The sequence below is a fragment of the Aeromonas sp. sif2433 genome (assembly GCF_019218705.1).
Taxonomy (GTDB): domain Bacteria; phylum Pseudomonadota; class Gammaproteobacteria; order Enterobacterales; family Aeromonadaceae; genus Aeromonas; species Aeromonas encheleia.
The window spans coordinates 155,046-177,415 of sequence record NZ_JAHUXD010000009.1; the positions used below are offsets into that span (position 1 = coordinate 155,046).

A 22,370-nucleotide genomic window follows, 5' to 3' on the forward strand; every position below is an offset into this window, starting at 1 on the left:
CTTGTCAGAAAGTTCTGTTGTTGCCGCCCAGGGCGGCGTCTGTTTCAAAGGGGGGAGTGCAATGCGCCTCGATCGCCTGACCAGTAAATTCCAAGTAGCTATCTCCGATGCCCAGTCACTCGCACTGGGTCGTGATCATCAATTTATCGAACCCGCTCACCTGATGACCGCCCTGGTCAACCAGGATGGCGGTTCTATTCGTCCGCTCCTGACCCTGTGCGGGATGGACATCAACGCCCTGCGCTCGCGCCTCGGCGAGGAGCTCGACCGCCTGCCCAGAGTGAGCGGCGTCGAGGGGGACGTGCAGCTCTCCAATGGCCTGGGCCGGCTGCTCAACGTTTGCGACAAGCTGGCCCAGCAGCGCAAGGATCAGTTCATCTCGTCCGAGCTGTTCGTGCTGGCGGCCCTCGACGAGAAGGGCAACCTCGGCGAGCTGCTGCGCGCCCAGGGCCTGACCAAGGAGAAACTCGAGCAGGCCATCGACAAGGTCCGTGGCGGCAAGAAGATCGATGACGCCAACGCCGAGGAGAACCGTCAGGCGCTGGAGAAGTACACCGTCGATCTCACCGAGCGGGCCGAACTCGGCAAGCTCGACCCCGTCATCGGGCGGGATGAAGAGATCCGCCGTACCATCCAGGTGCTGCAGCGCCGTACCAAGAACAACCCCGTGCTGATCGGGGCCCCCGGTGTCGGCAAGACCGCCATCGTCGAGGGGCTGGCCCAGCGCATCATCAACGGCGAGGTGCCGGAAGGGCTCAAGAACAAGCGGGTGCTCTCCCTGGACATGGGCGCCCTGGTGGCCGGTGCCAAGTACCGCGGCGAGTTTGAGGAGCGGCTGAAAGCCGTGCTGAGCGATCTCGCCAAGGAGGAGGGCAACGTCATCCTCTTCGTCGACGAGCTGCACACCATGGTCGGCGCCGGCAAGGGCGAGGGAGCCATGGACGCGGGTAACATGCTCAAACCGGCCCTGGCCCGTGGCGACCTGCACTGCGTCGGTGCCACCACCCTGGACGAGTACCGCCAGTACATAGAGAAAGATGCCGCCCTCGAGCGCCGCTTCCAGAAGGTGCTGGTGGAGGAGCCCTCGGTGGAGGACACCATCGCCATACTGCGCGGCCTGAAGGAGCGTTATGAGCTGCACCACCATGTGCAGATCACCGACCCTGCGATCGTGGCGGCGGCCCAGCTGTCGCACCGTTACATCGCCGATCGCCAGTTGCCGGACAAGGCCATCGACCTGATCGACGAGGCTGCCGCCAGCATCCGGCTGCAGATCGACTCCAAGCCCGAGTCCCTGGATCGGCTGGAGCGGCGCATCATCCAGCTCAAACTCGAGCAGCAGGCGCTGATGAAGGAGGATGACGACGCCAGCCGCAAGCGGCTGGATCTCATCAATCAGGAGATTGGCGAGAAGGAGCGCGAATACAACGAGCTGGATGAGGTGTGGAAGGCCGAGAAGGCGGCGCTGGCCGGTACCCAGCACATCAAGGCGGCACTGGAGCAGGCCCGTCAGGATCTCGAGGTGGCCCGTCGCGCCGGCGATCTCGGTCGCATGTCAGAGCTGCAATACGGCCGCATTCCCGAGCTGGAGAAGCAGCTGGATCTCGCCACCCAGGCCGAGATGCAGGAGACCAGCCTGCTGCGCAACCGCGTCACCGACGTGGAGATCGCCGACGTGCTGGCCCGTGCGACCGGCATTCCGGTGGCGCGGATGCTGGAAGGGGAGCGCGACAAGCTGCTGCGAATGGAAGATCAGTTGCACAGCCGGGTGATCGGCCAGGAAGAGGCGGTGGAAGCCGTCTCCAACGCCATTCGCCGCTCCCGGGCCGGGCTGTCCGATCCGAACCGCCCCATCGGCTCCTTCCTGTTCCTCGGCCCGACCGGGGTGGGCAAGACCGAGCTGTGCAAGGCGCTGGCCGAGTTCCTGTTCGATACCCAGGACGCCATGGTGCGCATCGACATGTCCGAGTTCATGGAGAAGCACAGCGTGGCGCGGCTGGTGGGGGCGCCTCCCGGCTATGTGGGCTACGAGGAGGGGGGTTACCTGACCGAGGCGGTACGCCGTCGCCCCTACTCGGTGATCCTGCTGGACGAGGTGGAGAAGGCGCACCCGGACGTGTTCAACATCCTGCTGCAGGTGCTGGACGATGGTCGTCTGACCGATGGTCAGGGCCGTACCGTCGATTTCCGCAATACGGTGGTGATCATGACCTCCAACCTCGGCTCGGATCTGATCCAGGAGCACTATGCCGAGAAGGACTATGAGGAGATGAAGGCCCTGTTGATGGAGCTGCTGACCCGCAGCTTCCGACCGGAGTTCATCAACCGGATCGACGAGACTGTGGTGTTCCACCCGCTCGGCGAGGATCACATCAAGTCCATCGCCCGCATCCAGCTCAAGAGCCTGATGGGCCGTCTGGAGTCCCAGGGCTTCGAGGTGGAGGTGAGCGAGGAGCTGCTGACCAAGCTGGTGCATGCCGGTTTCGATCCCGTCTACGGGGCGCGTCCCCTCAAGCGGGCGATCCAGCAGAAGGTGGAGAACCCGCTGGCCCAGGCGCTGCTCAGTGGTCGGGTCATCCCCGGCAAGAAATTGCTGCTGGGGGCCGACAGCAGCGGCCTCACCATGACCCAGTGATGGGCTTATCGATCAAGACGCAGGCCTCGTGCCTGCGTTTTGTTTTCAAGGAGATAGCATGCTGAAGTTTTCAGTGTTGGTGGATGACGAGGTGCACAGCCCAGGTTGTCTGCCGGAGCGAGGGCTGGCGATGGTGCTGGAGTGCGATGGCCTCAAGGTGCTGCTCGATAGCGGCAGAGGGCGGGCCTTGCGCCATAACGCCGAGGTGATGGGCATGGATCTCGGCTCCCTCACCCACGTCGTGCTGTCCCACGGTCATTACGACCATGTGGGCGGCATCGGCTCCCTGCCCGTTTACCCCGATCCCATCCCGCTGATCGCCTGCCCGGATGTGTTCAATGAGCGCGGCTACTTCCTGCCGCTGCTGTCCCGGCGCTACAACCTCTACCGCCTCTCGGGCGAGCTGGATCCGGCGCAACTGGCGGCCAGGGGGCTGAACCCCCACTGCTCGGCCGAGCCGGTCTGGCTATCAGAGCGGCTGGTATTCCTGGGCTCCATACTGCGGCGCGATCGGGCCGCCCCTTCCCTGCTCGGCTATATGCTGCGTGGCGGCCGAGTGGAGAAGGATCTCATCAGCGATGACTCGGCGCTGGCCTACAAGGGTGAGCTGGGTCTCATCATCTTCATCGGCTGTGGTCATGCCGGGGTCGAGAACATCGTCCAGTGGGCCAAAGAGGTGTGTGGCGACGGGCGGGTGCATGCCGTCATAGGTGGCTTGCACCTCAAGTTTTCCGGCCCGCGGCGGGCGGAGGCGCTGGGGCTCTATCTGCAACGGGAAGGGGTGGACAGCCTCTTCGCCTGTCACTGCACCGGCAAGCGAAAGGCCGGGCTGCCGGGGCAGACCCAGATCGGGGCGGGCTTTGAACATGTGTTCCGGCCATAAAAAAAGCGGCAATCCGAGGATTGCCGAGAGGAATGTATTCGATGCGACCTGACGTGGGTTGAGCGGGTCGCAGGGGCAAGCCCCGGTTTCGAAGAGGACCGCAAACCGCGGTCACCCTCCTTACAGCCTGCCCGGGATGCGCTCTCCATCCCGGGTGGCCACACTTCGCGTTGCACCCGACCGATCTGCTGCCGGAGCAGCCTCCAGCCAGGTGCAAGGTCTCAATCTGCTTACAACATGCCCGGCACAGCGGCCTTCATCTCGGCCGGCCAGACGCCGACCTGTACCTGACCGATGTGCTCCTTTTGCAGCAGCAACATGGCCAGACGGGATTGGCCTATGCCACCGCCGATGGTCTGCGGCATCTCTCCTGCCAGCAGTGCCTGGTGCCAGTCGTACTGCAGGCGATCCTCATCCCCTGTGGTGGCGAGCTGGCGACGCAGCGCCTCGGCATCGACCCGGATCCCCATGGAGGAGATCTCGAAGCTGTCTTCCAGCACCGGGTTCCACACCAGGATGTCGCCGTTCAGCCCCGCCAGACCCTGGCCGAGATCGTTCTCGCTGCTCCAGTCGTCGTAGTCCGGGGCGCGCACGTCGTGGCGCTCGCCGTGGGACAGGGCACCGCCGATGCCGATGAGGAAAACGGCCCCCAGCTCCTTGGCGATGGCGCGCTCACGGCCCTTGGCATCCAGATCCGGGTAACGGCTCAGCAGTTCTTCGCTGTGCAGGAACTGGATCTCGCTCGGCAGGAAGGGGGTCAGATCGTGCTCGGCACAGACGGCGCGCTCGGTGGCCTTGATGGCGGCCCAGATGCCGCGCACCGTCTCCTGCAGGTAGGCCAGATCCCGGCGCTCGCTCGGCATCACCTTCTCCCAGTCCCACTGATCCACATAGACGGAGTGGATGGGGGTGAGTCTGTCTTCGTCCGGGCGCAGCGCCTTCATGTGGGTGTAGATGCCTTCACCCGGGCCGAAGCCGAAGCGGCCAAGGGTCTGGCGCTTCCATTTGGCCAGGGAGTGCACCACCTCGTAGCTGTGTTCCGGCAGGGTCTTCACCTTGACCTGCACCGCATGCTCACAGCCGGAGAGGTTGTCCTGAGTGCCATCACCGACCCGGCTCAGTATGGGGGCTTGCACCTCCATCAGACCGAGTTGCTGGGCGAGCTGGCGGGAGAACATCTCTTTGACGAAGCTGATCTGTTGTTGGCTGCGAATGTAGTGCTGTTTCATGGGAAATACCTGTTTCAAACCCGTTGGATGTAGCGATTCTTCAACAGATGGCGTACTAAATTCAATATTCGATAATAGAAATAGGCTTTACGTATTTTTTTGTTCAAAATGTTCGGGGTATTACTGAGATATCGTTAACGGGAGTGCAAAAAAGTGCCAGAAAATTATCGGATCGATAATCTCGATCAGGCCATCCTCACCGCCCTGATGGACAATGCGCGCATTCCTTATGCCGAGCTGGCCAAACAGCTGCTGGTCAGCCCGGGCACCATCCATGTGCGGGTGGAGAAGATGAAGCAGGCGGGGATCATCGAGGGCACCAGGGTGCAGGTGAATGCGAAGAAGCTGGGCTACGACGTCTGCTGCTTCATCGGCATCAATCTCAAGAGTGCGAAAGATTACCCCTCGGCGCTGGCCAAGCTGCAGGCGCTGGACGAGGTGGTGGAGGCCTACTACACCACGGGCCACTACAGCATCTTCATGAAGGTGATGACCCGCTCCATCGACGAGCTGCAGACGGTGCTGATCCACAAGATCCAGACCATAGACGAGATCCAGTCCACCGAGACCCTGATCTCGCTGCAGAACCCGATATTGAGAGACGTGAAGCCCTGATGACTGCCCGCTCCGGTGTATCGGATGAGATCCATTTCCCTATGGAGACGCTGAGCTCGTGGCAGAACCCTATCCTGCGGGATGTGAAGCCCTGACCCTCGGGATCAGGGTTCGAGATAGGGGATGCCGTATCTGTCATAGAGGGCCTTGAGGCGACCGTCCTGCTTCATGCGCAGCAGTTCGGCGTCATAGGCCGCCATCAGGGACGGGGTCTGCTCATCGGCGCGGGCCTTGCACCAGACATGGTAGTAGGGGTTGGTCTTGAGCGGCTTCGGCAGGTAGCCGAGCTTGTCTTCCAGGTGCTCCTTCCGGATCTGGCCGAAGGCGGTCACCAGTGACATGGGCACCAGATCGATGCGGCCGGCGACCAGCTTGCGCAGTTGCAACTGGTTGAGGGGGATCTGCTGGAAGTGGTAGTCGGGATCCTGCTCGGCGGCGCTCAGCTCAGGGGTGTAGGCGTAATCCTTGGTGATGCCGATGCGCCAGGGCTTGAGGTCTGCCAGGGTGTCGTAGTGGATCTTGTCCAGGTCGGCCTTGCGCGCGAAGAAGTGCCAGCTGTGGCGGATATGGGCCTGTTTGGGGTAGATCAGATAGCTCTCCCGCTCCGGTTTGTGGGAGAGGCTCATCAACAGATCATACTCACCCATCTTGGCGTTGCGGGTGAGCCTGGCCCCCGAATCGGTCAGCTCTATCCTGATGGGCACCTTGAGGGCGCCGAAGATGGCGGTCACCAGATCCACATCCAGGCCATAGGGCCTGGCGGCGGCATCCAGCGACTTCAACGGTGCTTCCAGGGTGCCGCCGATAACCAGCTCCTTGGCCGACAGCCAACAGGGCAGCAACAGGCAGAGCAGCAGCAAGCTGCGCAAATCACATCTCCTACGCATGGGGCGGGTTCACCTGCATTTGGGTATATTGGCCGGCAGATAGGCAACAGAGGCGACCCCGGATGGCAAATCCTGAAGTAGAAAGTGAACTGGACCCGATCGACAAATGTTCGGTCTGTATCTATCGTCTCGGCTTGAGTCTGGCAGCTTTGCTGCTGTTGTGTCGAGGGGGGAGCCTGCTGATCGGGCAGGATTTTTTACCTCAACGCCTCTGGTTGACGGCGTTGGTGGTGGCGAGCGGCCTGTGCGGGTTCGGCCTGCACATCTATGACAAGCGAGTCCGTTTCCTGCTGCAGGGATTGGGTTGGGGCGGGCTGATGCTGGCGGCCTGCGGCGCACCTGATGCGCTGGTGCTGGGGGCCGGGCTGGCAACGCTCTCCGGCTTGGCGTTCAAGGAGCAGTTCTGCTTCGCCATCCCCGGCATCAAGGCGGTGCCCCTGTTGCTGCCGCTGCTATGGCTGCTGGAGTGGATCCGGCTCGACTGGGCCGCCGCCCTGGTGGCCCTGACGTGCGGCCTGCTGCTCTGTCTGCTCAGCCTGGCCAAGTGGCGGATGCCCCTGCACTTCGATATCGGTGACAGGGGGCGCTATCAGCTCTAGGTGGCCTGACAGCTCTTCATCTGCCGGTTGAGTGCCTGCAGCACCAGTGGGCGGCTGATGATGCCGATCACCTTGCCTTGCTGCAACACGGGGTAGATCTTGGGCTTGGAGCCCGTCATCTGGCGCGCCAGATCCAGGATGCTGTCATCCGGTGCGACCGAGAGCGGCGTGTGGCTCATCAGATCCTCCACCCGGGTGCGGCTGTCACAGTGATAGCTGCCGGTGAGCAGGCTGGGAATGCAGTCCTGCTCGGAGAGAAAACCGATCAGCTGCTGGCGCTCGTCGAGCACCGGCAGCCCGCTCAATCCGGCCTGGTGCAAGCGGTCCAGCGCCTCGGCCAGGCCGAGTTGGGGGCTGAGTGAGTGGGTCAGGCGCTGCATATGATCGCGAACTTGTAGCATGATGGTGGCTCCATAAGATTCAATGAGGCCACTATGCCCTTACCCCCGACGACGCGGCCAATGGGTTCTGCCTCGGGCATTGATAGGCAAATGACAGCAGCATCATCTTGCCCGAGAAAGGTTGGCCAGGATGGTTAATGACACAAGGAGAGGCAATGCGTGCATTGGTTACGGGCTGTGGCCGCCGACTGGGTTTCTACCTGTGCGAGCAGCTGGTGGCTGCGGGTTGGCAGGTGACGGGCAGTTATCGCAGCGAACGCCCCGAGCTGGCCCATCTGCGGGTCTTGGGGGTGGAGCTGGTGCGGGCGGACTTTGCGCAGGCAGCGGAGGTCGAGCGGCTGATCGGGGCGCTCAGCGCCCATGACGATCTGGCGCTGATCATCCACAATGCCTCGGCGTTTGAGCCTGAGGCCAGCGAGCCGGCGGCGCAGCTCGCCCAGTTCGAACTGTTCTACCGGGTGCACATGGCGGCACCGTTTCAGCTCAACCGCGCGCTGGCGCCCCGGTTGGCCCGCCATGACAACGCCAGCATCATCCACATCACCGATATATATATTCACGCCCCGGCACCGCAGTTTGCCGCCTATGTGGCCACCAAGGCGGGGGCTCATTCGCTCGCCATGAGCTTTGCCCGCGAGCTGGCCCCGGCCGTGCGGGTCAACACCATAGAGCCGGGCCCCATACTGTTTCTCGATGAACACGGCGACGCCTGGCGCCAGCAGGTGCTGTCCAGGACGCCGCTGGCCAGGGAGGGGGGGCTGGAGCCCATCTGGCAGGCGGTCACACTGCTGATGACCAATGACTACATGACGGGGGCCAGCATCAGGGTGGACGGTGGCCGGGCCCTGGCCGTTATCTAGGCGCTCAGGCCAGTGATGACGGGAGGCGACATGACGGGGATAGGTATCAGGGTCGACGGTGGCCGGGCCCTGGCCGTCATCCAGGTGCTCAGGCTAGTGATGACGGGTGGCGACATGACGGGGATTGGCATCCGGGTGGGCGATGACAGTGCCCTGCTCACCCTCTGGCTGCCAGAGATCGACGGGGGCCTGACCAAAGCGCTGCTCCGCAAACACCTTGCTGCTGTGCAGGCGCAGCGCCACCTTGGGATCCTGCACCTGACCGCCGCCATGGCACTCGGCCAGCAACTCGCAAAGGTAGGCATCCACCTGGCTGCCGGCGAAGTCCGCCACCGGGCCGCTGGCCAGGATGTCGATATCCAGCGGTCGATCCGTCACCTTGCTGTGGGGATTGCTGCGATCCCGGCCGTGGGCCAGCTCCATACGGACAAATTCGGCTTTCAGTTGGGGCGGCGACAGCTCGCTCTCGACGATGAACAGGCAGTTGAGAAAGTCATGGCGGGAGTGCATGCCCACCGGCTTGGTCTGGATCACCGAACTCAGGCGCAGGTGACCGAAGCGCGCCAGCAGCTCCCCCACGGCCAGGCTGACGTGATGGGCGGGGTCAAGATTTGAGCCAATGCTGCACAGGTAGAACATGCTTGCCATTCCTTTGGTTGGTCTCGTCTGAAATATATACGCAGCTCACGGTTATCAGATTTACTATGAATTAACATAGTTTTATCTGTTGTGATCCAACTCTGATTGGCAGAAAGGAGGTTTGCATGAGTGTTGAGCTGAAATGGGCGCTGTTGACCGCCTCCGGGGCCCTGGCAGTGATCCTGATCATCTGTGTGGCATCCGTCGGACTGGCGTGAGCGCCGTCCCCGCATCGCATCAAACCGGCCACTCGGCCGGTTTTGCTTTTTGATGCAGTGCGGATATGCTGGGCCCCCCATGAAGAGTCGAGACAGCACAAGATGACCAAGGTACGCCCCCGTTCCCTGCTACAGGTGGTATTGATGGGCTTCGTCCTGGTCCTGATGCCCCTGGGGGGCATGATCTGGCACGACAGCCAGGCCTTATCTCACCTGAGTCAGCTGACCAGTGACGAGCTGGAGCGGGCGGTGCGCGATACCCGCCGGGCGACCCTGCTCACGACCCAGGCCGTCGATCTGGAGCGCACCCTGCGGCGTTACGCGGTGCTGGGGGATGATCGCATCCTCGCCAGCTACCAGCAGCAGCTGGCGAACTACCGCGAGCTGCTCGCCACCCATCAGCAATCCATCCCGGATGTGGCCGCCTATGCCGGCCTCGAGACCTCGCTGGCCTGGCTCGATGGCTTGCAGGATCTGCGCAAGGCGAAGAGCGATGCGACCAGCCCCAAGTTCGATCAATTCAACCAGCTCAGCCAGCAGCTGGAGGTGATCACCCGCAGCCAGGTCGATGAACACGTGGTGCGCATGCGAACCGCCATCGCCGATCTGAGGACCGAGATCTGGTGGGCCAGCGGCTTCGTGGCCGTGCTGAGCCTGCTGCTGGTGCTGCTGTTCACCTATCTGATCATCCACCCGGTACGTCAGATTGAGTCGCGGATCCTGAGCCTGGGGGCCGGCGTGGAGCCGGACAAGCGCCCGGTCGACGGCCCGGCCGAACTGGTGCTGCTGGGGGAGCGGATCGGCTGGTTGCACGATAGGCTTAAAGAGCTGGAGCAGCAGAAGTATCAGTTCCTGCGCCACGTCTCCCACGAGCTGAAGACGCCGCTCGCGGTGCTGCGGGAGGGGGCGGATCTGCTGTCAGAACAGCTGGTGGGTCCGCTCAATCCGGATCAGCAGGAGATCTGCCAGATGCTGGAGGAGAACAGCCGCCGGCTGCAGACCCTGATCGAGCGGCTGCTCGACTTCAACCGCCTCAGCCAGCAGGAGGTCTTCAGCCTGACGCCGGTGCCGTTGACCCCCTTGCTGAATGAACTGTTGACAGAATACCGGTTGGCACTGGAATCCAAACAAATCAGTGTACACTTGCCGGCCGAGCCCATCAGCCTGCAGGCCGAACCCTATCGCCTGCGACTCATCCTCGATAACCTGTTCTCCAACGCGGTCAGCTATGGCGCCAAGGGCGGCCAGATCTGGATCCGGGCGGGGGCAGACGCCAGCGGTGGCTGGCTGGAGGTGGCCAACGAAGGGCCCGTCATCCCGCAGGCCGAGCAGGAGCGGATCTTCGAGCCGTTCGAGCAGGGCAGCACGGTGCGGCAAGGACTGCTGAAGGGGTCTGGCATGGGCCTCTCCATCGCCCGCGAGTCGGCGATGAGCCTGGGGGGAGAGCTTAAATTGATTGAAGATGAACAGGCTGATGTCTGTTTCCGGTTGGATCTGAAGTGAAGTTCAAAATGAAACGATTTGTTGTTCCCGCATTGATGATGAGCCTGCTCTCGGGTTGTTCCCTGCTGCCGTCGTCCAGTCTGACGGCGCCGTCGGAGCAGGCCCTCGCCAAGCGGATGGAATTTGCCAATAAAGAGATGCAGGTCCGCCTGCAATACTCGGACTGGCTGCTGGCCAGCCACCCTCAGCAACGGGTGCAGGAGCGCCAGCGCCTGACCGGTGCCACCGACCTCGAGAGCCGGGTCAACCTGGCCATGGTCAACACCCATCCCTCCGAGTCGGTGGCGAGCCGCCGGGCCGGGCTGGATCAGCTCAAGTCCCTGCTGCCCGAACTCGGCCTGGACGCCCAGGCCTTCCTGCGCAGCTGGATCGCCCTCGGCGAGGAGCTGCTGGCCCGTGACAGCCGCCGCGACGATCAGAGTCAGGAGGTGCAGCGCCTGCGTCGCCAGATCGAGCAGCTCAGCGCCATCGATGAGCAGCTGAACCAGCGCAAACTCAATGGCGGGACCCAGCCATGAGCCGCATCCTGCTGGTCGATGACGACGCCAGCCTGCTCAAGCTGATGAGTATGCGGCTGCGCAGCCAGGGCTATGAGGTGGATACCGCCGACAGCGCCGAAGGGGCGCTGGACAGGCTGCGCCAGCAGCGCGCCGATCTGGTGCTGAGCGACTTGCGGATGGGGGGCATGGATGGACTGGCGCTGTTCGAGCGGATCCAGTCCCAGTGGCTCGGCATGCCGGTCATCATCATGACCGCCCACGGCACCATTCCCGACGCCATTCAGGCGACCCGCTCCGGGGTGTTCAGCTTTCTCACCAAGCCCATCGACAAGGATGAGCTGCTCGCCACCATAGAGCATGCCCTCAGCCTGACCCGACCGAAGCAGCAGCGGGAGTGGCAGTCCCTTATCCAGACCCGCAATCCGCAGATGGAGCAGTTGCTGATCCAGGCGAGCAGCATCGCCACCATGGAGGTGCCTGTGTTGATCCTGGGCCCTTCCGGCTCCGGCAAGGGGGTGATGACCCAGGCCTTGCACCAGGCCAGCAACCGCCACGACAAGCCGCTGCACGCCATCAACTGTGCGGCCCTGCCTTGGCCCGCGCTGGATCTGCAGCTGTTCGGGGAAGACGGTCAGTCCGGTCTGTTCGCCCAGGCCAAGGGTGCGACCCTGTTTCTGGATGAGATAGGCAACCTGTCCGAGTCACTGCAGGCCAAGCTGCTGCAGGTGCTGGCGGAGTATGGCCAGGGCACCCCCGAGGTGCGGGTCATCAGCTCAAGCCACCAGGATCTGGTCACGGCGATGGAGGAGGGGCGTTTTCGGGAGGATCTCTTCTACCGGCTCAACGTGGCCAACATCACCCTGCCGCCCCTCAGCGCCCGCAGCGAGGACATCCCGTTGCTGGCCCGTCAGGCGCTGGACGAATACCGCAGTCGCCACGACAGCTGCGCCGCGCTCGGCTTCTCGCCGGAGGCGCTGGCCCTGCTGGCGGCGGCGGCCTGGCCCGGCAACGTACGCCAGCTCTATGGGGTGGTGGAACAGCTCGCCAGCCTCTGCTGCAGCCCGGTGATCGGGGCCGCCATGGTCGAGTCGGCCCTGAGTGGCGGGGTGGGCGGCATCCCCTCGTTCAACGAGGCGCGTGCCGAGTTCGAGAAGGAGTACCTGATCCGCCTGCTGCGCACCACAGAGGGCAACGTGACCCTGGCGGCCAATATGGCGGGCCGCAACCGGACCGATTTCTACAAGCTGTTGAATCGACATGGTATCGAGGCCGCGAACTTCAAGTCGAAGGGGTAACGTCAGGCGCTTTGGCCACGCGGGTCGTGGCCTGGGTACGGCGTGACAGCCAGAGCCCGCTCGCCTTCATCGGATAACCGGGCGGAACGCCGATCACCAGGCGCCGGGCCAGGCTCAGGCGGGGTCGACCACGTTGCTCGTAGCCTGGGCCTTCTGGGTTTTGTGGGAGAGCCAGAGGCCGCTCGCCTTCATCGGATAACCGGACGGAACGCCGATCACCAGCGCTCGGTCGGGATCAGGCGGGGTCGACCACGCTGCTCGTGGCCTGGGCCTTCTGGGTTTTATGGGAGAGCCAGAGGCCGCTCGCCTTCATCAGATAGCCGAACAGGGCGCCGATCACCAGAGATGGCAGGATCAGGCGCCACTCCCCGGCCGCCCCGAAGGTGGCGCAGCAACCGGCGAAGGTGCCGGGAATGTAGCCGAGCCACTGCTGCTTGGCCTGGGCGCACATCAGGGTCGCCACCACCCCCGTCATCAGATAGCCCGCCATGCCGGCGCCCCACCAGCTCTCCCCGTGGATCAGCACCAGTGCCCACAGCATGCCGCTGGCATTGCACAGCAGGGTCTGCAGCAGCGCCTTGTAGCCGCCGCTCGAGGCGAAGTAGCTGGTGCAACCGAGGAAGCCGACCCAGGAGATGAGGCCGAGGGCGGCGGCCAGTCCGCCCCAGACGGCGGAGAGGATCCCGGTCGTGATGGCGATGGCGATCAATGGGCTCATGGCATGACTCTCAGTGGTTGAATCCGGAAAAGGAGGCAGCCTACCCTTCGGCTGAGGGGCGGCAAGCAGAGGCCGGATTGTGTGTGATCTGAGTCACCTTTTTCAACTCGGGAATACGCTTGCGCTCGCGAAAAAAATTCATTGGTGGCTTCTTGGGGGCTGCACCATAGTTAGAGGCCCTGTCCTGCTCATGGAGTGAGTCTGATGGTGCCAAACGTGATCGTTCCTCTGCTGGTGTTCATAGTGCTGTTTCTGGCCGGTACCATGGCCAAGGCACTGCCTCTGTATCAGATGATGTAAAGCTGTGAAATAAAACCTCGCCGGGGCCGGTCTAATGAATGTCGTCTCATAGCCCCGGGAGTTTTTCATGTTGATCAAGCGTTCTGCCCCCCATCACCCCACCGAGCGGGATGTCACCCCGGAAGCCGTCTATCAGGATCGTCGCCTCATCCTCAAGGGATTGGGGCTGGGCACCGCCAGCCTGGCCTTTCCGGTCAAGGCCAGTCTGCTCGATCTCTTCTCCAGCGAGACCCCGGCCCCGGCGGCGGCTACCAAGGCCATCCAGTACAAGGCCGCGACCCGGCCTGAGGGGTTGACCCTGACCCCGCTGGAGAAGGCGACCAGCCACAACAACTTCTACGAGCTGGGGACCGACAAGGGGGATCCGGCCCGCAATGCTCACTACCTCAAGCCCGAGCCCTGGACGCTGAAGGTGGAGGGGGAGGTGGCCAAGCCCTTCACCCTGGACGTGTGGGATCTCATCAACAAGCGCGAGCTGGAGGAGCGGATCTACCGGCTGCGCTGCGTGGAGGCCTGGTCCATGGTGCTGCCCTGGAGCGGCATCCCCCTTGCGGAGATAATCCGCCGTGCCGAGCCGACCAGCCGCGCCAAGTTCGTGGCGTTCGAGACGCTCTATGATCCGGCGCAGCTGCCGGGGCAGGTGTCCAGCGGCCTGGGGGGCGGCATCGACTATCCCTATGTGGAGGGGCTGCGGATGGACGAGGCGATGCACCCGCTCTCCTTCCTGGCGATGGGGCTCTACGGTAAGACGCTGCCCGCCCAGAACGGGGCGCCGATCCGGCTGGTGGTACCCTGGAAGTACGGCTTCAAGAGCATCAAGAGCATCGTCTCCATCCGCTTGGTGGAAGAGATGCCCCCCACCACCTGGAATCTGCTGGCACCGAACGAATATGGCTTCTACGCCAACGTCAATCCGCAGGTGGATCACCCGCGCTGGAGCCAGGCCAGCGAACGCTTCATCGGGGAGGGCAGCATCTTCGGGGCCAAGCGCCAGCCCACCCTGCTGTTCAACGGCTACGGTGACGAGGTGGCGTCCCTCTATCAGGGCATGGATCTGCGCAAATGGTACTGACACCGAGACTGACCGGCCGCCACATCGGCCTGCTGCGGGCCCTGGTGCATCTGGCGTCCCTTGGCTTCCTGCTCTGGCTGGGCTATGCGGTGCCGGCCGGCATACTGGGAGGGGATCCGGTGCAGGGGCTGACCCACTACCTCGGCAAGGGCGCCCTGCACCTGCTGCTGCTGACCCTGCTGATCTCGCCGCTCGCCAAACGCTGGCGGCAGGGGCAGCTCGTCAAGCTGCGCCGGCCACTCGGGCTCTGGTGTGCGGCCTGGGCAGTATTGCACTTCATGGTGTGGCTGGGGCTGGATCTGCAGTTCGACTGGGGGCTCATCGGCGGCGAGCTGGTGAAGCGCAATTACATAGTGGTGGGGGCGGTGGCGCTGCTGCTGCTGATGGCCCTGAGCATCACCTCGATCCCGGCCCTGCTACGGGCCATGGGCCCGAGCTGGCAGCGGCTGCACAACTGGATCTATGCGGTGGCCCTGCTGGTACCGGTGCATTACTGGTGGTCGGTCAAGAGCGGTTGGCAGGAGCCGCTCATCTATCTGCTGCTGGCCTGCGCCCTGTTGGTGCCGCGGCGCGAGAAGTTGCTGCGTCCCTGGCGCCAGCGCCAGAGGCTGCGGCAACGCCAGAAACTGGAGGAGGCGTGATCCCCTCCACCCATCCAGACGCACATAGCAAAAGAGGCCTAATCGGCCTCTTTCTGTTGGGTGATCTTGCCGCTGTGGGCATCGACGCTGAGCCGCACCTTCTGCTCCCTGGCGTCCAGGGTACTGACGTCAAATGTGTCACCTTCCAGCTCGACTTCCCGAATGTCGTGGTACCCTTGTGCCAGCAGCAGCTTGACCAGGGCAGGCATGTCGAGACGCGTCTGGGCCGCCCAGCCAAGGGTGGAAAAGAGGCAAAGGATCAGCAGGATACTGCGTGGGATCATATTCATTCCGGATTCATGGCTGGCACACTATAAACGGTATTATGTTAGGTTTTGGGAGATGAATCATCCATGAATAGAGCCCTGTCCCTGCTTGGGCTGTTGCTGCCGGTACTGGTGCAGGCGGCCCAGCCGAACGAGGCCCTGCTGCAACAGGCGGTCAGCGAGGGGCGGATCAGACCTTTTCATGAGCTGATGGAGGTCGCCTCCCGCCTGCCGGTGCGCGTGCTGCGCGTCGATCTGGGGGAGGAGAATGGCGTCTGGCTCTATGAGCTTCGGCTCATCGACAGCGAAAACAGCGTCATCAAGGTGGGCTACCGCGCCGACAATCTGGAGATGGTGTGGCTCAAGGGCCACCATCTGGAACGCCTGTTCGAGCCCCATCCCCCATTGGAAGAAGAGTGACCCCGAGACCGTCTTGCAAAGCTGCCGCCCGGACAGGGCGCCGCGACTCGCCGCGTCTCATCCCGAGCGGCCGGAAGTGCCCCCACTTTGGAAAATAATTCATGCGAATTCTGATAGTTGAAGATGAGAAGACCCTGGCAGGCCAGCTGGCCGAACAGCTGCGCCTGTCCGGTTTCGTCACCGATCTCTGCCACGATGGCAACGAGGCCGGCTTCCTCGGCGAGACCGAACCCTATGACGCCATCATTCTGGATCTGGGCCTGCCGGGCCGCGACGGCCTGAGCGTGCTAAAAGAGTGGCGCAGCAAGGGGATAGACACTCCTGTGCTGGTGCTGACCGCCCGTGGCCAGCTGCACGAGAAGATCGAGGGGCTGAACGCCGGCGCCGACGACTACCTCACCAAACCCTTCCAGGTCGCCGAGCTGGTGGCGCGGGTCCATGCCCTGGTGCGCCGTGCGGCGGGCAATGCCAGCTCGATCCTCGAGATCGGCGGGGTACGGCTCGACATGGCGGCCTCCCAGGTGTGGTACGAGGGCACCCCCATCAAGCTCACCGCCCACGAGTTCCGGGTGCTGGGCTACCTGATGCAGCACAGGGGCAAGGTGGTGTCGCGCAGCGAGCTGATTGACCACATCTACGCCCAGGATTTCGATCGGGACTCCAATACCGTGGAAGTGTTCATCGGCCGGATCCGCAAGAAGACCCACCCAGATCTGATCGAGACGGTGCGCGGGCTAGGGTACAGGATCAACGAATGACCTTGGTGTTGAGCGGTTCCGGTAGGCATGGTGCGTGGCGGGTGAGCCCATGAGGCTGGTGCGCACCCTGCGCGGCCGGCTGGTGGTCATCGCCCTGGTCTGGTGCGGGCTCTTCCTGTTCGCCACCGGCTTCAGCCTGCAGACCATGATGCGCAACTACTGGCAGGAGGCGGAGGCGGATGGCCTGCGCCTGCAACTCTATGATCTGCTCTCCCGCCTCGAGATCCAGCCCAATGGACTGCCCGTGGTCACCGAGCCCATGGCCGATCCCCGCTATCGCCAGCCCTACTCGGGCTACTACTGGCAGCTGGAGCTGGGCAGCGACGTGGTCAGCCGCTCCCGCTCCCTGTGGGATGCCCACCTCAGCGCCCACGGCCTGAAGTCGGCCTTTGGCGATCCGGATCTGTTCGTCGGCAAGGGGCCCAACAAGGAGCCGCTGCTGATCATGACCCGCACCGTGCTGCTGCCGGGCTCGGATCGGGTGTTCACCCTGGTGATGGCCAAGGACAGCAGCGTCCTGACCCAGACCCTGAAGAAGACCCGCATCAGCCTGTTCCTGGGGCTGGGCTTCGCCGCCGCCGGGCTGGTGCTGGGCTTCATGTTCCAGATCGTCTACGGCCTGCGGCCGCTGCACCTGCTGCGCCGTGAGCTGGGGCGGGTGCATCAGGGCCATCAGGAAGGGTTCCGGCTGCGCTATCCGCTGGAGATCCAGCCGCTGGTGGAAGACATCAACCGGCTGCTGCACCACTACAGTGAACTGCTGCAGCGGGCCCGCTCTCACACCGGCAACCTGGCCCACGCGCTCAAGACGCCCCTCAGCATCATGCGCAACCAGGTGGCCCAGTTGCCGCCTGAGGACAGGGCCGCCATCGACGAGCAGCTCGATCAGATCCAGCGCCACATCGATTATCACCTCGGCAAGGCCAGGGTGACCGGGGCCGCCAAGATCCTGGGGGTCTCGACCCCGGTGCGGGCCAGGGTCGAGTACATCTGCCGCGCCTTCTCCCGCCTCTATCCGGGCAAGGAGGTGGATCTGCAGGTGCCGGCCAACCTGGCGGTCGGGGTGGAGGAACAGGATTTCGACGAGATGGTGGGCAACCTGCTGGAGAACGCCTTCAAGTGGTCCAGCAGCCAGCTGCGCATCTCCAGCGCCGAGCTGGGGGGCTGGATCACCCTGCGCATAGAGGATGACGGCCCCGGCATGAGTGAGGATCAGATCGCCAAGGCGGTGCTGCGCGGTGTGCGGCTCGACGAGAAGGTGCCGGGCTCAGGGCTCGGGCTCAACATAGTGTCAGACTTGGCCGAAGCCTATCGCGGCAGTTTCATCATGGGACGAGCCGAGCTGGGCGGCCTGGCAGCCTCTCTGTCGCTGCCCAAGGTGGCCAGGGTGGAGAGCTAGCAACGCCGTCTCATCATGGGACGGACGACATAATAGTGGTCTGGTGCCCTTCCGTCGCTGCCCCAGGTGGCCAGGGTGGAGAGCTAGCAACGCCGTCTCGTCATGGGACGGCCGGCATGATGGTGGTCTGGTGCTCTTCCCGTCTCTGCCCGAGCTGGCAAGGGGCGAGCGCTAGGCTTAAGATATGGCTCTTGTTTTAAGGTGTAGGAAGGGTAGCAATGACTGACGATCCGTGGGCACTCTGTCATCTCGATGATTCGTTCGATGCCTCTGTGCTGGGCACCAAGGGGGCCCAGCTCCAGTGGTTTGAGGATCGGGAATCCCTGATCGAATTCTTGCTGGAAGACTTCGTCGAGTTGCTGGCCGATGCCGGCGAGCTGGATGAGGATCAGACCGCGAGCGCCCGTGAGCGCTTCACCCTGCTGGTGGAGCAGTGCGGCGATGATCGCGGCCTGATGGATGCCATCAACGATCTCGCCTCCGGCCTGCGCCGCATCGCCTGGCTGGGGCCGCTCTCCGAGCTGGCCGAGGTCAGCGACGACTTTGCCAGCGGGCTACGCGCCTTCTTCTGGACCCAGTATGACGGCGACGAGGATGACCCCGAGGCCTGGATACAGGAAGATCTCTGGCCCCAGCTGGTCGAATGTGCGGAAGAGTACATGGTAGAGGGAGACTTCTGAGTCATTCCATCCCCCTCTGGCCACCTCAGAGTGGAATGAGCGGAATAGTACAGGATGGAAGGGGCGGCTGAATCGTCCTGAGACAAACAATAAAAAACGGCGCCTTATGGCGCCGTTTTTATTGGCTGGAGTCTTGCCTCAGGCGTTGGCCGGCACCGCGTGGGCTGTGTTGACGAGATCTGGCCCGCTGTACTTCTCGATCTGCAATTGGGCCATGTGACCGCAGTTGCCTTGCGCCAGGCTGGACGAGCCCTCGTCGAAGGTGAGGCAGTTGACGTTGCCGTTCTTGCAGATGGCGCCCACCTCGCCCGGTTTGGCCGGATCGTACCAGGCTCCTTCGCAGATCCGCACCACGCCGGGGCGAATGTCTTTCGAGAGCAGCGCCCCCACCAGGATCTGGCCGCGCTCGTTGAAGGCGCGCACCAGGTCCCCGGCCTGGATGCCGCGGGTCTTGGCGTCGTCCGGGTGGATGAGGATCGCCTCCCGATCGGCGATGGCGAACTTGTCCCGCAGCGGGGTGTTGTCCAGCTGGGAGTGCAGCCGCTGGGTCGGGTGGGAGGTGTTGAGGGAGAGCGGATAGCGCGCCGCCACCTCGCTCTTCACCCACTCCTTGGGCTCATACCACTTGGGGTGGCCGGCGCAGTCGGCATAACCCATGCCCGCTACCGTGTTGGAGAAGATCTCGATCTTGCCGGACGGGGTACCGAGCGGGTTGAGCAGCGGGTTCTCGCGGAAATCGGCGTGACGGATCCACTGGCGGTTTGCCTCGGGGATCGGGAAGCGGATGTAGTTGTTGGATTCCCAGAACATGTTGAACGGCGGCAGCGCCACCCGGGCACCCCTGGCCTGGGCCGCCATGCCGTCGTACATCTGCTTGAGCCACAGCATCTCGTCCTTGCCTTCGGTGTACTGCTCCTGCACCCCCAGCTTGGCGGCGATGGCGCTGAAAATGTCGAAGTCGTTGCGGGACTCATGCTGGGGGGGCACGCACTGGTGCATCGGGAACACATAGCGCTGGGAGTAGTCGCCACCCATCTCCAGATCGTTGCGCTCGTAGCTGGTGGTGACCGGCAGCACTATGTCGGCGTGTTTGGCGGTGGCAGTCCAGTAGGGTTCGTGGACTATCACTGTCTGCGGCTTGCGCCACGCCTGCAGCAGGTTGTTGGTGTCCTGATGGTGGTGGAAGGGGTTGCCGCCCGCCACGTAGACCAGCTTGATGTCCGGATAGGTCACCTTGCGGCCGTTGAAGTCGATGGTCTTGCCCGGGTTGGCGAGACAGTCGGCGATGCGGGCCACCGGGATCGGGGCCGGGCTGTTCTTGGGGGCGTTGCCGGCGGAGATACCGGCCAGAATGCCACCCTTGGCGGTGGGGCTGCCACCGGAGGAGTAGTGGTAGCTGAAGCCGTAGCCGCCGCCCGGCAGGCCGATCTGGCCCAGCATGGCCGCCAGGGTGATCAGCATCCAGTTCGGCTGCTCGCCATGCTGCTGACGCTGCATGCCCCAGCCGGCCATGATCATGGTGCGCTTGGCGGCCATGTCGAGGGCCAGCTGGCGAATGACCTTGGCCTCGACGCCGCAGACGCTGCTCGCCCACTCGGCGCTCTTCGGCTGACCGTCGTCCTTGCCCAGCAGGTAGTCGAGGAACTTGTCGAAGCCGACGGCGTAGCGATCGAGGAAGGCCTGATCGTGCTTCTTCTCGCTATAAAGGGTGTGGGCCACCCCCAGCATCATGGCCACGTCTGTGTAGGCGTTCGGGGCTATCCACTCTGCGTTGGCCAGCTTGGCGGTCTCGTTGTAGACGGGATCGATGCTGATGACGCGGGTGCCCTTCTCCTTGAGGGCCTTGAAACCGGCCTGGCCCTCGTGATCCGGCATGTTCCAGCTGTTCTTGAGGGTGACCTGGGCGTTGACCCCCCAGAGCACCACCAGTTCGGCGTGCTCCACCACGTTGGGCCAAGCGGTCTGCTGCTCGTACACCTCGATGGAGCCCATCACGTGGGACATGATCACCTGGGCCGCGCCTGTGGAGTAGTCACCGGCATAGCCGGTGAAGCCGCCACTGAGGTTCATCAGGCGGTGCAGCAGGGTGCGGCTGTTGTGGAACATGCCGACACTCTTCCAGCCGTAGGAGCCTGCGTGGATCGCCTGGGGGCCGAAGTCACTCTGCACGCGCTGGATTTCAGAGGCCACCAGTTCGATGGCCTGCTCCCAGCTCACCCGCACCCACTCGTCGGCGCCGCGCAGCTCCGGTTTGGCGCCCGGGCCGTGCTCCAGCCAGCTCTTGCGTACCATGGGGTACTTGATGCGGTTCTTGGCATGGACCTGGAACGGCGCCATGTCGATGAGGTCATTCGGTGCCGGATCATCGGCCACCGGCTGCACGCGGACCATGCGGCCATCGGCGACTATGGCTTCGAAGGCTCCCCAGTGGGCGCCGGTCAGTATGCCCTTCTGGGCGGGGACCAGGGTGGGGAACTGCTCCAGCGCCGTGCTGATGGCCTGGGCCAGGGCATGTTTCGGGAACAGGGCACCGAGCAGCGGCAGGGCGGCACAGGCCCCCAGGCCCTTGAGCAGGCTGCGGCGGGACAGATTGGTCTGTTGATCATTGAAAAAAGTCATAGCGAATTCCTCTGTTCCAGCCTTAGTGGGCCGCGCTCATGTCACTGGCATGTTTCTGGACATACTGGGTCAGCATGCGGGCCTGCTCCGGGGTGAGGGAGGTACGAGATTCCATCCCCTTGATGACGCCTATCCACTGGTTGGCATTGAAGTGATCCAGCGCGGTGAGGCCGTGGCAGCCGGTACAGTTGTTGGACATCAGGGTGGAGGCGTATTGCCACAGCTTGCCCTGATCGCCGATGAGCTGGGTCTGGTCCACCCAGGCGGTCAGCTTGACCTGATGCCAGGTGAGGTTGGTGGCGCTGTCGGTCTCGCTCTTGCCGGTGACCAGCGCTTTCTTGGCGGCATCGCCGACCAGCACGCTCAGAATGCGTTTGCCGGGGGCGGCGTAGAACACCTCGCTCACCCCGTTCTGTTGCCAGCCCTCGATCCGCACCTGGGCGCGGCCGTTATCGTTGGCCAGCACTTCCACCTTGGTGGAGGGCATCAGGGTGCCTTCGTCCGTGGTGGCCTTGGCATCGAGGAACAGCGGCGTGGTGGCGATGGCGTAACGGGTAGTGACGCTGGCCGGCGTCTGGGCCGCGGCGGCAGCCAGTTCACTGGCGCCGGCGGCAGCGAGACCGCTCATGTCGGGCATGATGTGGGCGACGCCGCGGTGGCAGTCGATGCAGGTCTGGCCCTCCTTGATGGCGACCGGGTGCTCGGCGCGGGCGTTGGGGCGCTGGGCCAGAATGTCCATGGCGGCGTAGCTGTGGCAGCTGCGGCAGGTGGCGGAGTCATTGGCCTTGAGCTGATCCCAGACGGTCTGGGCCATGCGCAGCTTGTGCTCCTCATACTTCTGGGGGCTGTCCAGGGTACCGAGGGCCTCGTGGTAGATATCCTTCACGGCGCGGATCTTGGTCCACAGATAGGAGCCGGGGTCATTGGGGATGTGGCAGTCGGCGCACTCGGCCCGGATCCCCTTCACGTTCTGGAAGTGCACGCTGCCCTGATATTCGGCCAGCGGTGTCTGCATGGAGTGGCAGGAGACACAGAACTCGGTGGAGCTGGTCTTGTGCAGCACAGTGACGGTGACTCCCAGCGCCGCGACGCCCAGCAGGGCCCCGAGCAGCAGGAGCCAGAACCAGGTCTTTCTCAACATTTTTCCAAGCATGGCGGCAGTTCCCTACGATCAAATATTACCAATATAGTAGTAGTCTTGGTGAATGAGGGGTTGACCTCGATTATGGTTTT

Annotated in this window: 23 protein-coding genes; 15 read left to right on the plus strand and 8 right to left on the minus strand. The window is 63.5% G+C overall.

Annotation, left to right across the window (positions count from 1 at the left end):
- Positions 1-61 precede the first annotated feature (61 nt).
- Positions 62-2,635: an ATP-dependent chaperone ClpB gene (gene clpB / locus KW825_RS15130; protein ID WP_218329670.1), complete on the plus strand. Its 2,574-nt coding sequence runs from the start codon at positions 62-64 to the stop codon at positions 2,633-2,635.
- A gap of 58 nt (positions 2,636-2,693) precedes the next feature.
- Entirely contained in the window at positions 2,694-3,518 is an 825-nt protein-coding gene (locus KW825_RS15135; protein WP_218329671.1) for an MBL fold metallo-hydrolase, read from the plus strand.
- Between the two features lie 230 nt (positions 3,519-3,748).
- Here the strand turns inward: KW825_RS15135 and asnA are convergent, their stop codons facing one another.
- Entirely contained in the window at positions 3,749-4,747 is a 999-nt protein-coding gene (gene asnA / locus KW825_RS15140) for an aspartate--ammonia ligase (protein WP_218329672.1), read from the minus strand.
- A gap of 153 nt (positions 4,748-4,900) precedes the next feature.
- On the opposite strand from asnA, the gene asnC reads away from it, so the two are divergent.
- A complete protein-coding gene (asnC, locus tag KW825_RS15145) occupies positions 4,901-5,362 on the plus strand; it encodes a transcriptional regulator AsnC (RefSeq protein WP_042654352.1) in 462 nt (153 codons plus the stop codon).
- A 104-nt stretch (positions 5,363-5,466) separates the two neighbouring features.
- On the opposite strand, the gene KW825_RS15150 is transcribed toward asnC, so the two are convergent.
- Positions 5,467-6,231, minus strand: a complete 765-nt coding sequence (locus KW825_RS15150) for an ABC transporter substrate-binding protein (RefSeq protein ID WP_218329673.1) — start codon at positions 6,229-6,231, stop codon at positions 5,467-5,469.
- A gap of 80 nt (positions 6,232-6,311) precedes the next feature.
- Between KW825_RS15150 and KW825_RS15155 the strand changes: the two genes are divergently transcribed.
- A complete protein-coding gene (locus KW825_RS15155) occupies positions 6,312-6,848 on the plus strand; it encodes a DUF2301 domain-containing membrane protein (protein WP_218329674.1) in 537 nt (178 codons plus the stop codon).
- Here the strand turns inward: KW825_RS15155 and KW825_RS15160 are convergent.
- Complete coding sequence (locus tag KW825_RS15160; RefSeq protein ID WP_042654349.1) at positions 6,845-7,249, minus strand: CBS domain-containing protein; 405 nt, start codon at positions 7,247-7,249, stop codon at positions 6,845-6,847. The genes KW825_RS15155 and KW825_RS15160 overlap by 4 nt on opposite strands.
- Positions 7,250-7,404: 155 nt before the next feature.
- Here KW825_RS15160 and KW825_RS15165 point away from each other — a divergent pair, with 155 nt between their 5' ends.
- Positions 7,405-8,109 (plus strand): SDR family oxidoreductase, encoded by a 705-nt coding sequence (locus KW825_RS15165; RefSeq protein ID WP_218329675.1) that lies wholly within the window; start codon positions 7,405-7,407, stop codon positions 8,107-8,109.
- Positions 8,110-8,202: 93 nt separating this feature from the next.
- Here KW825_RS15165 and folK read toward each other — a convergent pair whose 3' ends face one another.
- Positions 8,203-8,748: a 2-amino-4-hydroxy-6-hydroxymethyldihydropteridine diphosphokinase gene (gene folK, locus KW825_RS15170; protein WP_218329676.1), complete on the minus strand. Its 546-nt coding sequence runs from the start codon at positions 8,746-8,748 to the stop codon at positions 8,203-8,205.
- A gap of 125 nt (positions 8,749-8,873) precedes the next feature.
- Between folK and KW825_RS15175 the strand changes: the two genes are divergently transcribed.
- The 4 genes from KW825_RS15175 to KW825_RS15190 all read left to right on the plus strand — a co-directional run bounded on the left by KW825_RS15175 (position 8,874) and on the right by KW825_RS15190 (position 12,264).
- Positions 8,874-8,966 (plus strand): YnhF family membrane protein, encoded by a 93-nt coding sequence (locus KW825_RS15175; protein ID WP_126623226.1) that lies wholly within the window; start codon positions 8,874-8,876, stop codon positions 8,964-8,966.
- A 102-nt stretch (positions 8,967-9,068) separates the two neighbouring features.
- On the plus strand, positions 9,069-10,469 hold the full coding sequence (locus tag KW825_RS15180; RefSeq protein WP_218329677.1) for an ATP-binding protein: 1,401 nt from the start codon (positions 9,069-9,071) through the stop codon (positions 10,467-10,469).
- Between the two features lie 8 nt (positions 10,470-10,477).
- The gene (locus KW825_RS15185) at positions 10,478-10,987 is read left to right on the plus strand and encodes a hypothetical protein (protein WP_042654345.1); all 510 of its coding nucleotides are present in this window, start codon (positions 10,478-10,480) and stop codon (positions 10,985-10,987) included.
- A complete protein-coding gene (locus KW825_RS15190) occupies positions 10,984-12,264 on the plus strand; it encodes a sigma 54-interacting transcriptional regulator (protein ID WP_042654344.1) in 1,281 nt (426 codons plus the stop codon). The genes KW825_RS15185 and KW825_RS15190 overlap by 4 nt, the downstream gene beginning before the upstream one ends.
- A gap of 235 nt (positions 12,265-12,499) precedes the next feature.
- Here KW825_RS15190 and KW825_RS15200 read toward each other — a convergent pair whose 3' ends face one another.
- Positions 12,500-12,982, minus strand: coding sequence for a DUF1097 domain-containing protein (locus tag KW825_RS15200; RefSeq protein WP_042654343.1), 483 nt, complete (start codon positions 12,980-12,982; stop codon positions 12,500-12,502).
- Between the two features lie 367 nt (positions 12,983-13,349).
- Between KW825_RS15200 and msrP the strand changes: the two genes are divergently transcribed.
- Together msrP and msrQ are read left to right on the plus strand one after the other, a co-directional pair.
- The gene (gene msrP / locus KW825_RS15205) at positions 13,350-14,354 is read left to right on the plus strand and encodes a protein-methionine-sulfoxide reductase catalytic subunit MsrP (protein ID WP_218329678.1); all 1,005 of its coding nucleotides are present in this window, start codon (positions 13,350-13,352) and stop codon (positions 14,352-14,354) included.
- Complete coding sequence (gene msrQ, locus KW825_RS15210) at positions 14,351-14,995, plus strand: protein-methionine-sulfoxide reductase heme-binding subunit MsrQ (RefSeq protein ID WP_371315816.1); 645 nt, start codon at positions 14,351-14,353, stop codon at positions 14,993-14,995. Before msrP ends, msrQ begins: the two co-directional genes overlap by 4 nt.
- A 38-nt stretch (positions 14,996-15,033) precedes the next feature.
- Here msrQ and KW825_RS15215 read toward each other — a convergent pair whose 3' ends face one another.
- The gene (locus KW825_RS15215; RefSeq protein ID WP_042654340.1) at positions 15,034-15,285 is read right to left on the minus strand and encodes a PepSY domain-containing protein; all 252 of its coding nucleotides are present in this window, start codon (positions 15,283-15,285) and stop codon (positions 15,034-15,036) included.
- 63 nt (positions 15,286-15,348) lie between these two features.
- On the opposite strand from KW825_RS15215, the gene KW825_RS15220 reads away from it, so the two are divergent.
- The 4 genes from KW825_RS15220 (at position 15,349) to KW825_RS15235 (ending at position 18,518) form a co-directional block, all read left to right on the plus strand.
- Positions 15,349-15,681, plus strand: a complete 333-nt coding sequence (locus KW825_RS15220; protein WP_218329680.1) for a PepSY domain-containing protein — start codon at positions 15,349-15,351, stop codon at positions 15,679-15,681.
- A gap of 101 nt (positions 15,682-15,782) precedes the next feature.
- Entirely contained in the window at positions 15,783-16,439 is a 657-nt protein-coding gene (locus KW825_RS15225; RefSeq protein ID WP_042025200.1) for a response regulator transcription factor, read from the plus strand.
- 49 nt (positions 16,440-16,488) lie between these two features.
- Positions 16,489-17,838 (plus strand): sensor histidine kinase, encoded by a 1,350-nt coding sequence (locus tag KW825_RS15230; protein WP_042654470.1) that lies wholly within the window; start codon positions 16,489-16,491, stop codon positions 17,836-17,838.
- Between the two features lie 218 nt (positions 17,839-18,056).
- Entirely contained in the window at positions 18,057-18,518 is a 462-nt protein-coding gene (locus KW825_RS15235; RefSeq protein WP_042654338.1) for a hypothetical protein, read from the plus strand.
- Positions 18,519-18,656: 138 nt separating this feature from the next.
- Here KW825_RS15235 and torA read toward each other — a convergent pair whose 3' ends face one another.
- Together torA and KW825_RS15245 are read right to left on the minus strand one after the other, a co-directional pair.
- Positions 18,657-21,137 (minus strand): trimethylamine-N-oxide reductase TorA, encoded by a 2,481-nt coding sequence (torA, locus tag KW825_RS15240; protein WP_218329681.1) that lies wholly within the window; start codon positions 21,135-21,137, stop codon positions 18,657-18,659.
- A gap of 22 nt (positions 21,138-21,159) precedes the next feature.
- Positions 21,160-22,290, minus strand: a complete 1,131-nt coding sequence (locus KW825_RS15245) for a NapC/NirT family cytochrome c (RefSeq protein WP_218329682.1) — start codon at positions 22,288-22,290, stop codon at positions 21,160-21,162.
- Between the last annotated feature and the right edge of the window lie 80 nt (positions 22,291-22,370).

What these genes read in the sequence shown, in the direction of transcription:
- KW825_RS15175 (WP_126623226.1), top strand. Translation starts at nt 8,874, where the DNA reads ATGAGTGTTGAGCTGAAATGGGCGCTGTTGACCGCCTCCGGGGCCCTG.
- KW825_RS15190 (WP_042654344.1), top strand. Translation starts at nt 10,984, where the DNA reads ATGAGCCGCATCCTGCTGGTCGATGACGACGCCAGCCTGCTCAAGCTG.
- KW825_RS15160 (WP_042654349.1), bottom strand. Translation starts at nt 7,249, where the DNA reads ATGCTACAAGTTCGCGATCATATGCAGCGCCTGACCCACTCACTCAGC.
- KW825_RS15185 (WP_042654345.1), top strand. Translation starts at nt 10,478, where the DNA reads ATGAAACGATTTGTTGTTCCCGCATTGATGATGAGCCTGCTCTCGGGT.
- folK (WP_218329676.1), bottom strand. Translation starts at nt 8,748, where the DNA reads ATGTTCTACCTGTGCAGCATTGGCTCAAATCTTGACCCCGCCCATCAC.
- KW825_RS15135 (WP_218329671.1), top strand. Translation starts at nt 2,694, where the DNA reads ATGCTGAAGTTTTCAGTGTTGGTGGATGACGAGGTGCACAGCCCAGGT.
- KW825_RS15215 (WP_042654340.1), bottom strand. Translation starts at nt 15,285, where the DNA reads ATGAATATGATCCCACGCAGTATCCTGCTGATCCTTTGCCTCTTTTCC.
- KW825_RS15220 (WP_218329680.1), top strand. Translation starts at nt 15,349, where the DNA reads ATGAATAGAGCCCTGTCCCTGCTTGGGCTGTTGCTGCCGGTACTGGTG.
- KW825_RS15165 (WP_218329675.1), top strand. Translation starts at nt 7,405, where the DNA reads ATGCGTGCATTGGTTACGGGCTGTGGCCGCCGACTGGGTTTCTACCTG.
- KW825_RS15235 (WP_042654338.1), top strand. Translation starts at nt 18,057, where the DNA reads ATGACTGACGATCCGTGGGCACTCTGTCATCTCGATGATTCGTTCGAT.
- KW825_RS15200 (WP_042654343.1), bottom strand. Translation starts at nt 12,982, where the DNA reads ATGAGCCCATTGATCGCCATCGCCATCACGACCGGGATCCTCTCCGCC.
- torA (WP_218329681.1), bottom strand. Translation starts at nt 21,137, where the DNA reads ATGACTTTTTTCAATGATCAACAGACCAATCTGTCCCGCCGCAGCCTG.
- KW825_RS15225 (WP_042025200.1), top strand. Translation starts at nt 15,783, where the DNA reads ATGCGAATTCTGATAGTTGAAGATGAGAAGACCCTGGCAGGCCAGCTG.
- KW825_RS15155 (WP_218329674.1), top strand. Translation starts at nt 6,312, where the DNA reads ATGGCAAATCCTGAAGTAGAAAGTGAACTGGACCCGATCGACAAATGT.
- KW825_RS15230 (WP_042654470.1), top strand. Translation starts at nt 16,489, where the DNA reads ATGAGGCTGGTGCGCACCCTGCGCGGCCGGCTGGTGGTCATCGCCCTG.
- msrP (WP_218329678.1), top strand. Translation starts at nt 13,350, where the DNA reads ATGTTGATCAAGCGTTCTGCCCCCCATCACCCCACCGAGCGGGATGTC.
- KW825_RS15245 (WP_218329682.1), bottom strand. Translation starts at nt 22,290, where the DNA reads ATGCTTGGAAAAATGTTGAGAAAGACCTGGTTCTGGCTCCTGCTGCTC.
- clpB (WP_218329670.1), top strand. Translation starts at nt 62, where the DNA reads ATGCGCCTCGATCGCCTGACCAGTAAATTCCAAGTAGCTATCTCCGAT.
- KW825_RS15180 (WP_218329677.1), top strand. Translation starts at nt 9,069, where the DNA reads ATGACCAAGGTACGCCCCCGTTCCCTGCTACAGGTGGTATTGATGGGC.
- asnA (WP_218329672.1), bottom strand. Translation starts at nt 4,747, where the DNA reads ATGAAACAGCACTACATTCGCAGCCAACAACAGATCAGCTTCGTCAAA.